11 protein-coding genes are annotated in these 13,189 nt (G+C 73.6%); 4 read left to right on the top strand and 7 right to left on the bottom strand.

The features are described from left to right. Window positions 1-4: 4 nt before the first annotated feature. On the bottom strand, window positions 5-367 hold the full coding sequence (locus tag ABEB12_RS13405; RefSeq protein WP_185061515.1) for a DUF2237 family protein: 363 nt from the start codon (window positions 365-367) through the stop codon (window positions 5-7). Between the two features lie 20 nt (window positions 368-387). Next, a complete protein-coding gene (mshC, locus tag ABEB12_RS13410) occupies window positions 388-1,626 on the bottom strand; it encodes a cysteine--1-D-myo-inosityl 2-amino-2-deoxy-alpha-D-glucopyranoside ligase (RefSeq protein ID WP_185061514.1) in 1,239 nt (412 codons plus the stop codon). A 162-nt stretch (window positions 1,627-1,788) separates the two neighbouring features. On the opposite strand from mshC, the gene ABEB12_RS13415 reads away from it, so the two are divergent. Both ABEB12_RS13415 and ABEB12_RS13420 read left to right on the top strand, forming a co-directional pair. Continuing rightward, window positions 1,789-2,610 carry a transporter substrate-binding domain-containing protein gene (locus tag ABEB12_RS13415; protein WP_185061513.1) on the top strand — a complete coding sequence of 274 codons (822 nt, stop codon included), beginning with the start codon at window positions 1,789-1,791 and terminating at the stop codon, window positions 2,608-2,610. Between the two features lie 54 nt (window positions 2,611-2,664). Beyond that, window positions 2,665-4,266, top strand: a complete 1,602-nt coding sequence (locus ABEB12_RS13420; RefSeq protein WP_185061512.1) for an ATP-binding protein — start codon at window positions 2,665-2,667, stop codon at window positions 4,264-4,266. Window positions 4,267-4,329: 63 nt separating this feature from the next. Here the strand turns inward: ABEB12_RS13420 and ABEB12_RS13425 are convergent, their stop codons facing one another. The 5 genes from ABEB12_RS13425 to ABEB12_RS13445 all read right to left on the bottom strand — a co-directional run bounded on the left by ABEB12_RS13425 (window position 4,330) and on the right by ABEB12_RS13445 (window position 9,611). Continuing rightward, window positions 4,330-4,893, bottom strand: a complete 564-nt coding sequence (locus tag ABEB12_RS13425) for a methylated-DNA--[protein]-cysteine S-methyltransferase (protein ID WP_185061511.1) — start codon at window positions 4,891-4,893, stop codon at window positions 4,330-4,332. Continuing rightward, the gene (locus ABEB12_RS13430) at window positions 4,890-5,462 is read right to left on the bottom strand and encodes a sigma-70 family RNA polymerase sigma factor (protein WP_185061510.1); all 573 of its coding nucleotides are present in this window, start codon (window positions 5,460-5,462) and stop codon (window positions 4,890-4,892) included. The genes ABEB12_RS13425 and ABEB12_RS13430 overlap by 4 nt, the downstream gene beginning before the upstream one ends. Before the next feature lie 75 nt (window positions 5,463-5,537). Next, a complete protein-coding gene (locus ABEB12_RS13435; RefSeq protein ID WP_185061509.1) occupies window positions 5,538-7,493 on the bottom strand; it encodes a VWA domain-containing protein in 1,956 nt (651 codons plus the stop codon). Further along, complete coding sequence (locus ABEB12_RS13440; RefSeq protein WP_185061508.1) at window positions 7,486-8,880, bottom strand: ATP-binding protein; 1,395 nt, start codon at window positions 8,878-8,880, stop codon at window positions 7,486-7,488. Before ABEB12_RS13440 ends, ABEB12_RS13435 begins: the two co-directional genes overlap by 8 nt. Window positions 8,881-8,990: 110 nt before the next feature. Then, the gene (locus tag ABEB12_RS13445; RefSeq protein WP_185061507.1) at window positions 8,991-9,611 is read right to left on the bottom strand and encodes a TetR family transcriptional regulator; all 621 of its coding nucleotides are present in this window, start codon (window positions 9,609-9,611) and stop codon (window positions 8,991-8,993) included. 76 nt (window positions 9,612-9,687) lie between these two features. On the opposite strand from ABEB12_RS13445, the gene ABEB12_RS13450 reads away from it, so the two are divergent. Beyond that, window positions 9,688-11,436, top strand: coding sequence for an ATP-binding cassette domain-containing protein (locus ABEB12_RS13450; RefSeq protein WP_185061506.1), 1,749 nt, complete (start codon window positions 9,688-9,690; stop codon window positions 11,434-11,436). Next, entirely contained in the window at window positions 11,433-13,181 is a 1,749-nt protein-coding gene (locus ABEB12_RS13455) for an ATP-binding cassette domain-containing protein (protein WP_185061505.1), read from the top strand. Before ABEB12_RS13450 ends, ABEB12_RS13455 begins: the two co-directional genes overlap by 4 nt. Window positions 13,182-13,189 lie beyond the last annotated feature (8 nt).

Here is a 13,189-nt window from a genome sequence, read left to right on the forward strand (position 1 = left end):
GGCCTCAGCGGGTGGCGGCGTGCCGGCGCAGGTCGTCGAGGTCGACCCACTCCAGCGTCCTGGCGTGGGTCGCCTCCAGCACCACCTCCGGGGCCTGCCCGGCGGCCAGCGCCTGGGACCACCGGGAGGCGCACAGGCACCACTGGTCCCCCGGCTTGAGGCCGGCGAAGCCGAACTCCGGGCGGGGCGTGGACAGGTCGTTCCCCACCGACCTGCTGAACTCCAGGAACTCCGACGTGAGGCGCACACAGACGGTGTGCACCCCGGCGTCGTCACCCCCGGTGTCGCAGCAGCCGTTGCGGTAGAAGCCGGTCAACGGGTCCATGCTGCACGGTTCGAGCTCACCGCCGAGCACGTTGTGCGCCATGTCCGTCCCTTCCCTGGGAGTTAGAGGGCCACGCCGAGCAGCGCGTCGATGGCTTCCCCGGCCTGCCGCGGCGCGTCCGGGTCCCGTCCGGCCCGGTTCCGCGCGTCCCGCGCCCAGGCGTCCACCGCGAGCAGCGCACGCGGCGTGTCCAGGTCGTCGGCCAGGCGCTCGCGCAGCTGGCCGATCATCGCGGCGGTCTCCGGCCCGGCGTCCAGCCGGACCGCCTCCCGCCAGGCGGCCAGCCGCGCCTGCGCCTCGGTCAGCAGCTCGGGCATCCAGGCCCGGTCGGCGCGCCAATGACCGGCGAGCAGCGCCAGCCGGATGGCCATGGGGTCCACCTCGTCCGCCCGCAGCCGGGAGACGAACACCAGGTTGCCGCGTGACTTGGACATCTTCTCCCCGTCCAGCGCGATCATGCCGGCGTGGCAGTAGTGCCGGGCGAACGGGTGCTGGCCGGTGTGCGCCTCGGCGTGCGCGGCGCCGAACTCGTGGTGCGGGAAGATCAGGTCCGAGCCGCCGCCCTGCACGTCGATCTGCGCGCCCAGCCGGTTCAGCGCGATCGCCGTGCACTCCACGTGCCAGCCGGGGCGGCCCCGGCCCAGCTCGCTGTCCCAGAACGGCTCCCCCGGCCGGGCCATCCGCCACAGCAGGGCGTCCACCGGGTTGCGCTTGCCCGGCCGGTCCGGGTCACCGCCGCGCTCGGCGGAGTAGCGCAGCATGGTGGCCTCGTCGTAACGCGACTCGTAGCCGAAGTCGGGGGTGGCCGCGCTGTCGTGGTAGACGTCCGGGTACTCGGGGTCGCCGATGCGGTACGCGGCGCCGGAGGCCAGCAGCTTGTCCACCAGCGCGCTGATCTCGGACATCGCCTCGACCGCGCCGATGTAGTGCCGGGGCGGGAGCACCCGCAGCGACTCCATGTCCTCCCGGAACAGCGCGGTCTCCCGCATGCCGAGGACCACCCAGTCGTCCTGGTCGCGCGCCGCCCGCTCGAGCAGGGGCTCGTCGATGTCGGTCACGTTCTGCACGTAGTGCACCTCGTGCCCCGCGTCCCGCCACGCCCGGTTGACCAGGTCGAACGCCAGGTAGGTGGCGGCATGCCCGAGGTGCGTCGCGTCGTAGGGGGTGATGCCGCAGACGTACATGCGGGCCGTCTTCCCCGGCGCCGTGGGACGGACCTCACCGGTGGCGGTGTCGAAAAGGCGCAACGGCGGGGGCGAGCCGGGCACGACGGGCAGCGGGGTGGACGACCAGGGTTGCATAACAGACAAAGTACTTGTTACCGGCAACCACGCGACCCGACCAGCGGCGCATCGGGGGACCGACCGGGCAGCGGAGGGGCGTGGATGAGGCTATGGCAACGTAAGGGCAACGCCGGGGGCAGCGTCGGTGCCGCGCGGTGGCGGTGAGCGAAGGGGAACTGCATGCGACAGGCTGGTCTGGGCCGCGCCCTGGCCGTGCTCGCGGGGCTGCTGGTCGTCCTGGCCGGCGGCGTGTCCTGTGCCAAGAAGCCGCCACCCGACCCGCCCCAGCCCGAGATGAGCGCCCTGGACGCGGTGCCGGACCGCGGTGAGCTGCGGGTGTGCAGCACCGGCGACTACCGGCCGTTCACCTACCACGACCCGCGCACCGACCGCTGGACCGGCATCGACATCGACATGGCCGGCGACCTGGCCCGCAAGCTCGGCGCCCGGCTCACCATCGTGCCCACCCAGTGGAAGACGGTGGCCGACGACGTGGCCGCCGACCGTTGCGACATCGCCATGGGCGGCATCTCCATCGAGCTGGGCCGGGCGCGCAAGGCGGCGTTCAGCGACCCGTACCTGATCGACGGCAAGGCCCCGATCACCCGCTGCGCGACCCTGGCCCGGTTCCAGAACCTGGACCTGATCGACCGGCCGGGCGTGCGCGTGGTGGTGAACCCCGGCGGCACCAACGAGGCCTTCGCCAACGAGCGGCTCAAGCGGGCCAACGTGACCGTGCACCCGGACAACAACACGATCTTCGAGGAGATCGTGGCCAACCGGGCGGACGTGATGATCACCGACGCCAGCGAGGCCCGCTGGCAGTCCAAACAGCACCCCGAGCTGTGCGCGGTGAACCCGGAGCGCCCGCTCAGCTTCGGCCCCAAGGCCTACCTGCTCCCCCGGGGCGACGTGGTCTTCCAGCAGTGGGTGAACGACTGGCTGCGGATGAGCATCGGCGACGGCACCTACCAGCGGTTCAGCCGCACCTGGATGAACTGATCATTTGCCAGGCAGGCTCTAACCCGTTCGGGTAGCGCCGGTAGTTTGCCCGCCATGCTCGGGCTCCGCAGGCTCCCGTTCACCGGTCAGATCTTTTTGTTCCTGACCATCATGGTGCTGCTGTTGATCGGGCTGGTCGCCACGCTGTTCGCCACCCTGCTGGCGACCACGCTGTCCGACGAGTACGGCCAGCGCTCCCTGGCCATCGCCCGCGCGGTGGCCATCGACCCGGAGGTGATCGCCGCCGCCACCGCGCACCGCCCGGGCGGCGAGCTGCAGAAACAGGTGCTGGACCTGACCCGGCGGACCGGCGCGCTGTACGTGACCATCGCCGACGACTGGGGCATCCGGCTGGCCCACCCCAACCCCGAGCAGGTCGGCCACCTGATCAGCACCAACCCGGCGGAGGCGCTGGCCGGGCGGGAGGTCATCGGCGCCGTCGAGACCGGCACGCTCGGCCAGTCGGTACGCAGCAAGACGCCGATCCGGGCGGCCGACGGGCGGGTCGTCGGGGTGGTCAGCGTGGGCTACGCCCTGACCGCGCCGGCCCGGGAGATCCAACGGCTGCGTGTGCTGCTCGGCGTGTTCGCGCTGGCCGCGGCGGCGCTCGGGCTGGCCGCCTGCTGGCTGCTCAGCCGCCGCCTGCGCCGGCTCACCCACGGCGTGGAGCCGCGCGAGCTGACCGAGATGCTCTACGAGCACGAGGCGGTGCTGCACGGCATCCGGGAGGGCGTGCTCGCGGTGGACCCGGAGCGCAAGATCCTGGTCCGCAACGCCGAGGCGGAGCGGCTGCTCGGTGTGCCGCTGCCGACCGGCACCTGGGCCGGCGCGCTGCCGCTCTCCCCCCGGTTGCAGCGGGCGCTCGAGCACCCGCCGGCGGACAACGTGCTCGCGGTCGCCGACAACCGGGTGCTGGTGATCAACTCGCGCGCGGTGGACCGGGGCGGCCGACTGCTCGGCACCGTGCTGACGCTGCGGGACCGCACCGACCTCGACACCCTCACCCGGGAGCTGGACGCGGTCCGCTCGCTCACCGACGACCTGCGGGCGCAGCGGCACGAGTACTCCAACCGGCTGCACACGCTTTCCGGGCTGCTCCAGCTCGGCCACCACACCGAGGCGCAGGACTACCTGCAGACGCTCACCGAGACCGGCGCCGGCCAGGCCGCCGAGATCGACGCTTCCATCCAGGACCCGCACCTGCGCGCGCTGCTGCTGGCCAAGACCGAGCAGGCCCACCAGCGGGGCATCCTGCTCGGGCTCGCCGAGGAGTCCTCGGTGCCCGGCCATCTGGGCCACCTGGTGCCCGTGCTGACCCTGCTGGGCAACGTGCTGGACAACGCCCTGCAGGCCGCCTACCAGGGCGAACGCCGTCCGCCCTGGGTCGAGGTGACGCTGCGGGCGGACGGTTCCACGCTGCGCATGTCGGTGCGGGACAGCGGCGGCGGGGTGGCGGTCGAGCCGCCGGACGCGATCTTCGACGAGGGGGTGAGCACCAAGTCCAGCCCGGGCCACGGGTTGGGCCTGGCGCTGGCCCGGCACGAGGCCAGACGGCTCGGCGGCGAGCTGTGGCTGGCCGAGGCCGGCGGCTCCGGGTCCGGCGCGGTGTTCTCCGCCGCGGTGCCCGGGGTGGTCGGCCGGGGCGAGAACAACTGAGCCGTCACCACCACTCGTCGGGCAGCTTGGCCTCGATGTCCCGCCGAGTGGGCCAGCCGGAACTCAGGCGGCGCGCTCGGCGGTCAGCAGGCGTTCCCGGGCGGCGGGGCCGAAGATGTACCCGCTCGGCGCCCCGTCCGTCCGGGTCACCCGGTGGCACGGGATGACGATCGGCACCGGGTTGCGCCCCAGCGCGGTTCCCACCGCGCGGACCGCCTTCGGCCGGCCGATCTCGCTGGCCACCCACGCGTACGGGCGGGTCTCCCCCACCGGGATCTGCCTGGTCACGGTGAGCACATCCCGGGCGAACGGGGTCAGCCCGCGCAGGTCGACCGGCAGCGCCCGCGCGCCCTCGGCGTCCGGTCCGAGCGCCCGCAGCAAACCCTCCGGCAGCTCGTCACCGGGCACGATCGGGCGGCCGAAGCGGGCCCGGAAGTCAGCCGCGAAGGCTTCCGGGTCGGCTTCCGGCCGCAGGTAGGCGATGCCCGCCTCGGTCACCGCGACGTACAGCTCGCCCAGCGGCCCCGGCACGCGCACCCAGCGGGCCAGCACGCGGTCCCGCAACGACGCCGGCGGGTCCACCCGCAGCCCGGCCAGCTCATCGGCCAACTCGTCCGGAGTGATCATCGGACACCTCCTTCGGTCAGCTCTCCGCGCAGGGTCCGCAGGCGCGCGAGGCCACGGGATATGTGTGACTTGGCGGTTCCCTCGGCGCATCCGAGCACCTCGGCGATCTCCGCGATGGACAGGTCACCGACGTGCCGCAGCACCACGGCGACCCGCTGGGGCTGGGGCAGTTGAGCGAGCAGCCCGGCCAGCTCGTCACCGGTTTCCCGGCCGGTGACCTTTCCGACCACGTCGGCCGTCGGGTCCACCGGCTCGGCCGCCGCCTCCAGCGGGGCGGTCGGCCGGCGCGCCGCGTCCCGCTGCCGGTTGCGCCACGCGTTGAGCAGGATGGTGACCAGCCAGGCCCGGGGGCGCAGCGCCGCGATCCGCTCCGGCGGGTAGCCGCGCAGCGCCCGGTAGGCCCGCAGGAACGCGTCGGCGCTGAGGTCCTCCGCGTCGGCCCACCGCCCGGACAGCCGCAGCGCCGTGCTGAACAGCTGCCGCTGGTGGGCCTCGAACAACAGCGCGAAGCCCCGGTCCAGGTCGTCGCGCAGCGCGTCCCGGATCCGGTCCTCGACCGTTGGTTCCATCAACGCGGTTCCGCCGCCCAAACTGTCCACACCCACCGAACACCGCGGCCGCGGTTCCGGTTGCGCGAGGGCAGGTTAGCGCCGGGTGCGCAGGTAGTCGGCCACCACCTCGGCGCCCAGGCCGTCCAGCGACGGCGCGACCACCCGGCCGTTGCACCGCCGGGCCACGTCGTCCATGAACGCGGCCAGCCTCGGGTCGTCGCCCAGCACGAAGAAGGTGAACACCGCGTTCATCCCGGTCAGCCGGTCCACCTCGCCGATGGTCGCCCGGATGGTGTGTGGGCTGGGCGGGTAGTCGAAGTAGGCGTGTCCCCCCGGTTCCAGGTGCGCGGTGGGCTCGCCGTCGGTGACCACCAACACCACCGGCAAGGCGTCGGGATGCTTGCGCAGGTGCCGGGCCGCGAGCAGCAGCGCATGGTGCAGGTTGGTGCCCTGTGCGTACACCCCCTCCAGGCCGACCAGCTCGCCCAGCTCCACGGTCTGCGCGTGCCGGCCGAAGGTGATCAGCGCCAGGTCGTCGCCCCGGAACCGGGTGGAGATCAGCTGGTACAGGGCCAGCGCGGTGCGCTTCATCGGCACCCAGCGGCCCTGCGCCACCATCGACCACGAGGTGTCCACCAGCAACGCCACCGCCGCCCTGGTGCGCTGCTCGGTCTCCACCACCTCCACGTCGGTCACGTCCAGCCGCCGGGAGTCCCCACCGGCCCGCCGCAGCTGCGCGTTGAGCAGCGTGCGCGGGACCGACCAGGCCTCGGTGTCGCCGAACGCCCACGGCCGGGTCGCCCCGGTGGCCTCGCCGGCGGCCCCCGACCGGCGGGTCTCCCGCTCGCCCCGGCGGGCGCCGATCTGGTTCACCACGTCCCGCAGCACCGACTCGCCGAGCCGGCGCAGCGCCTTCGGCGACAGCTGGAGCGTGCCGTCGGCGGCCCGCTCGAACAGGCCCTGGCGGCGCAGCTCCCGCTCCAGCTCGGCCAGCGTGCGGGCGTCCACGGCGGCCTGTTCGCCGAGCGCGGCCGACAAAGCCTCCAGGTCGATGTCCTCCATCCGGGCACCCGGGTAGCTCTGGGCCAGCTGCTCGGCCAGGGCGTCCAGCTGGCCCAGCTCCTCCAGCGCGCGGGTGGCCTCGCCCATGCCCATCGGGTTCTCGCCCCGGAACCGGCCGGACCCCCGCCAGTCCTCCCCCGGCCGCAGCCCCTGCAGCTGGGCGTCCAGCTGGGCCAGCGCGTTGGCCAGCCGGGGATCGCCGAACGCCTGTCCGGCCAGCTCCATCAGCTGGGCGCGCTGCTCGGCGGACATCGAGTTGAGCATCCGCTGCGCGGCCGCCGCCCGGGCGGCCAGGAGGTCGATCAGCTCCTCGGTGTTGCGCGGGTTCTCCGGGAAGAACTCGCCGTGCTTGGCCATGAACCGCGCGAACTGGTCGGTCGTGTCCTGGCCCTGGGCGTGCTGGGCCAGCAGCGCGTTGAGGTCGTCCAGCATCTCCCGGACGCGCTCCACGTCCTCCGGGGTGGCGTTCTCCATCGCCTCCTTCATGCCCTGGAACCGCTGGTCCAGCAGCTCCCGGCCGAGCAGGTCGCGGATCTCCTCGTAGGCCTCCCGCGCGTCGGAGGAACGCCAGTCGTACTCGCCCAGCTCGCGGACCGCGCCGCCGGTGTCGCCGGGCAGCGCGTCCAGCTGCATCTCGCGGAACCGGGCGTCGTCGGAGTCCTCCCGCTGAAGCGCGTTCCGCTCCGCCTCGAGGGCTCGTTCCAGCAGCTCACGAACCTGCTGCAGGGTTCCGTCCAGCCGGTTGTCCCGCTGCAGCTCGCGGCGGCGCTGCCAGACCTGGCGGCTCAGGTCGTCCAGCCCGCGCCGCCCGTCGAGGCCCCTTCGGAGCAGCTCCTGCAGGGCCTGCCGGGGGGACGAGCCCTCCATCACGTCTCGGCCGATCTGGTCCATCGCCTCGCGGACGTCGAACGGCGGGGCCAGCGGGTCCGGCCCACCCCCGTACGGCCCGTAGGCGTACCGCAGCTTCCTGCGCCGGGGATCAGCCATAGCTCACCGTGTCACCGTCGTCCGACTCGTCCTTGGCCAGCTTGCGGGTGAGGAACAGGTACTCCAGGGCCAGCTCGGCGGCCGACGCCATCGGGCCCGGGTCCTCGGTGCCCTCGGCGCCCAGCCGGCTGGCCACCTGGGTGAGCACGCCGACGGTCGGCAGCCCGGCGACCACCTGGGCGGCCGGGATCCGCTCGCCGGTGCGCACCGGGTTGGCGGAAACCGCCTCGGCCAGTTCGGTCAGGTCGACCCCGCGCAGCCGGTAGCGGGCGGTGTCGGCGGTGGCCCGGTGCAGCAGGTGCTCCAGCACCTCCTCCTCGCGGCCGTCCTCGCCGGAGGCGAACTCCAGCTTGCCCCGCAGCACGGCCGGCACGGTCTCCAGGTCCACCGGCCGGGCGAACGCGGACGGCTCGCCGACCAGCGCGGCCCGGCGCAGCGCGGCGGCGGCCACCGTCTCGGCCGCGGCGACGGCGAACCGCGCCGACACCCCGGAGGACTGGTCCACGGCGGACGAGTCGCGCAGGTGGCGGGTGAACCGGGCGACCACCTCGACCAGGTGGTCCGGTACGTCGGCGGTGAGATCGGCCTCCTGGCGGACCAGGGCGATCTCGTCGGCCACCTCGAGCGGGTAGTGGGTGCGCACCTCGGCGCCGAAGCGGTCCTTCAGCGGGGTGATGATCCGGCCCCGGTTGGTGTAGTCCTCCGGGTTGGCGCTGGCCACCAGCAGCACGTCCAGCGGCAGCCGGACGGTGTAGCCGCGCACCTGGATGTCCCGCTCCTCCATCACGTTCAGCAGCGCGACCTGGATGCGCTCGGCCAGGTCGGGCAGCTCGTTGATGGCCACGATGCCCCGGTGCGCGCGCGGCACCAGGCCGTAGTGGATGGTCTCCGGGTCACCCAGGCTCCGGCCTTCCGCGACCTTCACCGGGTCCACGTCGCCGATCAGGTCGGCCACCGCGGTGTCCGGGGTGGCCAGCTTCTCGGTGTAGCGCTCCGACCGGTGCACCCAGGTGACCGGGAGCTCGTCGCCCAGTTCGTCGGCCCGGCGCCGGGAGGCCGGGGTGATCGGTTCAAAGGGGTGTTCGCCCAGCTCGGAGCCCTCGATGACCGGGGTCCACTCGTCCAGCAGGCCGGTCAGCGAGCGGAGCAGCCGGGTCTTGCCCTGGCCGCGCTCGCCGAGCAGCACCACGTCGTGGCCGGCGATCAGCGCCCGCTCCAGCTGGGGCAGTACGGTCGACTCGAAGCCCACGATGCCCGGCCACGGATCGCGGCCGGCGCGCAGCGCGTCGAGCAGGTTCTCTCGGAGTTCGGTCTTCACCCCGCGGTGTCGGTGCCCCGAGGCACGCAGCGCGCCCAGGGTACGGGGAAATTCTTGAGGTACTGGCACGCTTCCACGCTACGACTCCCGGCGACGATCCGCCTGGGGACGCATTTTGTGCTAATGGCGCTGACCCGTGAGTGGCGAGTGTTGCCCTGGCAACACTCGCCACTCACGGGTCAGACGGCCACCGCGCGGTGGAACAGCTGGCGAGTGGCGGCGGCCAGGTGCTCCGGGTCGATCTCCTGGTCCCGGTGCCAGATGCGGTCGAACATCCGGTGCAGCGCGCTGCACAGCAGCATCGCGGTGAGCTCCGGGTCGAGCGTGTCGAACGCGCCGGCGGCGACGCCGGCCCCGATCAGGCCGGTCAGGCTGCCGGCCAGGTCCGGGGCGCCGGCGCGGTCGACCACGTCTGCCTCGTGGCTGGCGAGCGCCGGGTGGTGGAACAGCACGTCGTGCAGTGCCCGTTCGCTGGGGTAGTCGGCGAGCGCGGCGTCCAGCCAGGCGTCCAGCCGGGCCACCCAGTCCTCGCCGGCGGCCAGCACGGCCTGTTCGATCCGCTGCACCATGCGCGCCTCGAACTCCCGCTGCAGCGCGACGAGCAGCTGTTCCTTGGAGTCGAAGTACAGGTAGAAGGTGCCCTTGGCGACGCCGGCGGCCTTGGTGATGTGCTCCAGGGTGGTCGCCGCCACCCCCCGCTCCAGGAACACCTGGAGCCCGCCTTCCAGCAGGTCGCGGCGCCGCTGGTCGGCCGGTTTGGTGCGCGGCGCCGTGCGTTGTGCGGTGCGCGCCGGCGGCATGCCGGAAGCCTAACCGACGGGTTGAGGCGTCGAAGCCACTTGCTCGCGACTGACCGTCAGTCATATCTTTTGAGGCATGCCTAACTTTTTCGGCCGGAACCCGGTCCTCGCCCTCGCGTCCGGGGTGTGGCCCGCGATAGCCGCCGGCACCGCGATACGCCTCGGCGTACTGGCCTGCTACCTCGCCCAGGGCTTCCTGCTGGCCGCCATCCTGACCCGCCTGCTGGCCGGCGACGGCCTGGCCGCGCAGCTTCCCGCCCTCGGCTGGCTGGCCGGGCTGATCGTCCTGCGGATGGTGCTGATCTGGGCCAGCTCGATGGTCGCCCAGCACACCGGCGCCGCCACCACCGAAAGGTTGCGCGAGCGCGCCTTCGGCAAGCTCGCCGAGCTGGGCCCGGTGCACATCGCCGGCGCCCGCACCGGCCCGATCCGGGAGGCCCTGGTCGACGGGGTGACCGCGCTGGAGGGCTACTACGGCCGGTACCTGCCGTCACTGCTCGCCGGGATCGCCGCGCCGGTCGCCGTGGTCGCCCTGCTCGCCGTCCGGGACGGCTGGCTGGCCGTGCTGGTGGCCACCTTCGCGGTCGCCGCGCTGGCGCTGCCGCCACTGTGGGGGCGGGTGCTGCGGCTGCGCTCCAGCCAGACGATGGAAACCTACCTGGCGCTGGGCGCGGAGTTCCTGGACACGCTGCAGGGCATGGTGACGCTCAAGGCCTTTGGCGCGGCCGGCCGCCGGCGCGCCGAGCTGGCCGCCACCTCGGACCGGCTGATCGCCACCTGGAACCGGGAGATGGCGGTTGCGCTGGTCACCGGCGCGATCTACGCGCTGGCCATCACCGCCGGCATGGCGGCGGTCGCCACGGTCGCCGCGCTGCGGGTGGCCGACGGCGGCCTGGCCGTCGGCACGCTGTTCCTGGCCCTGTTCCTGACCCGGGAGGCGCTGCGGCCGATCGGGGTGCTGTCCGGCGCCTTCCACCAGACCTACAGCGCCAACGACGCGGCGACCCGGGTACAGACCCTGCTGGACACGCCGCCGCCGGCTCCGGTACGCCCCGGGCTGAGCCCGGTTCCGGTGCCCCGCGCCTCGGTCTCCTTCGACCGGGTCACCTTCGGTTACGACGGGGACCGCCGGGCACTGGACGGGCTCAGCATGGAGATCGAGCCGGCCGAGACCGTCGCGGTGGTGGGCCCGTCCGGGGCGGGCAAGACCACGGTGGCCGCGCTGCTGCTGCGGTTCGCCGACCCGGACTCGGGCACCGTGCGGATCGGCGGCCACGACCTGCGGGATATCCCGCCGGAGCAGCTGCGCTCGCTGGTCGCACTGGTCGCCCAGGACACGTACCTGTTCGGCGACACGGTCCGCGCCAACCTGCTGCTGGCCAAGCCGCACGCCGACGAGGCCGAACTGGTCGGCGCCACCCGGGCCGCCCACGTCCACGACGCCATCCTGGACCTCCCGGACGGCTACGACACCCTGCTCGGCGAGCGCGGCCAGGGCCTCTCCGGCGGGCAGCGCCAACGCCTGGCCATCGCCCGCGCGCTGCTCGCGGACACCCCGATCCTGGTGCTCGACGAGGCCACCGCCAGCGTGGACGCGGCCACCGAGGCGTCCATCACCGCCGCGCTGCGCGAGGTCACCGCGCGGCGCACCACGCTGGTCATCGCGCACCGGCTGTCCACCGTCCGGCACGCCGACCGGATCGTCGTGCTGGACGCCGGGCGGGTGGTGGAGATCGGCACCCACGACGACCTGCTGGCCCGGGGTGGCGCCTACGCCCGACTCATCTCCGCCCAGGAGTTCGACCGGAAGGAAGCTCTCGCATGACCCGCGAAATGCCCCTGCTGCGGGTGCTGGGCACCCTGCGCACCAGCCGCCCGGCCCTGGTCGCCGCACTCGTCGGCGCGGTGCTGGAGAACGGCGGCGCGATCGTGGCCGGCGCGGCCACCGGCTGGCTGGTCGGCTCGGCCGCCGGCGGCACACCCGGCGACCGGCTGGGCACCGGCGTGCTGATCGTCGTGGTGGCCGTGGCGCTGTGCACCGTGGGTAACTGGGCGCTGGGCCAGTTCGGCCACGCCTTCGCCTTCCGCGCCCAGGCCGACCTGCGGCTGCGCCTGTTCGACGCGCTGCACCGGGCCGCCCCGGCGGAAACCCAGGGCCGGCGCACGGGAGACCTGGCGTCCGTGGTGATGGGCGACGTCGACGAGCTGGAGGGCTTCTTCGCCCACCTGGGCATCGGCGCCTCGGTGGCCGGGTTCGTCGGCGCCGCCGGCGCGGCCACACTGATCACGCTGGACCCTCTGCTCGCCCTGTACGCAGTGGTCGGCATGGCCCTGGCCGGGTTGGTGCCGGTGTGGCTGGCCCGCCGGGGCAACGAGCGCGGGCAGCGGCTGCGCACGGAGACCGGGACGGTCAACGCCGACGTGGTGGACGGCGTGCAGGGCCTGCGCGAGCTGCTGGTCTTCGGCCGCTCGCGGGACTTCTACCGGCGCATCGCCGAGGGCACCGCGCGGCTGCGCCGCTACCGGCGTGACCACGCCAGCGCCACCGGGCTGCAGGACGCGGTCACCGACGGGCTGGTCGCGGCGACCACGGTGGCGGTGCTGATCGCGGTGCTGGCACTGGTCAGCGGCGGCCGGCTGACGCTGCCCGAAGGGACGCTCGCGCTCACCCTGGTGATCGGCGCACTGTTGCCCATCACCGCGGCGGTCGGCATGGCCGGCATGCTCGCACCGCTGCGGGCCAGCGCCCGCCGGGTGCTGGAGCTGCTCGGGCTGCCCACCCGGGTGGCGGACACCGCGCCGGACAGCCCGTCCGTGCGCCACGGGTGGCTGCGTTTCGAGAACGTCGGCTTCGGCTACCCGGGCCGTCCGGGTGTGCTGCGCGGGGTGAGCTTCGACGTGCCGCCCGGGGAGACCGTGGCACTGGTCGGCAGCTCGGGGGCCGGCAAGTCCACCTGTGTCAACCTGCTCCCCCGCTTCTGGGACCCGGACTCCGGCCGGATCACCGTCGACGGGCACGACCTGCGCTCGTTCCGCCTGGCCGACCTGCCGCGGGTGGTCGGCCTGGTGCCGCAGGACGTGCACCTGTTCACCGGCTCGGTGGCCGACAACCTGCGCCTGGGCCGGCCGGAGGCGACCGACGAGGAGGTGTTCCGGGCGGCGAAGGCGGCAGCCGCCCACGAGTTCATCCTCGAGCTGCCGGATGGGTACGAAACGCAGATCGGTGAGCGGGGTGCACTGCTGTCCGGCGGGCAGCGGCAGCGGCTCACCATCGCCCGCGCGCTGCTCACCGAGGCGCCGATCCTGGTGCTGGACGAGGCGGCGGCCAACCTGGACACGGAGAACGAGCGGCTGGTGCAGGAAGCCCTGCGCACCGCCCGCCGGGGCCGGACCACGCTGATCGTGGCCCACCGCCTGTCCACCATCCGTGCCGCCGACCGCATCGTGGTGCTCCAGGACGGCCAGGTCGTGCAGCAGGGCACCCACGACCAGCTGCTCGCCGCCGACGGCCCCTATGCGGCGCTCGTTGCTGCCCAGCTGGAACCTGTCGGCCTGCCGGCCGACTCGTGAGTGGCGAG

Source organism: Actinospineispora eucalypti, from assembly GCF_039543365.1.
Lineage (GTDB): Bacteria > Actinomycetota > Actinomycetes > Mycobacteriales > Pseudonocardiaceae > Pseudonocardia > Pseudonocardia eucalypti.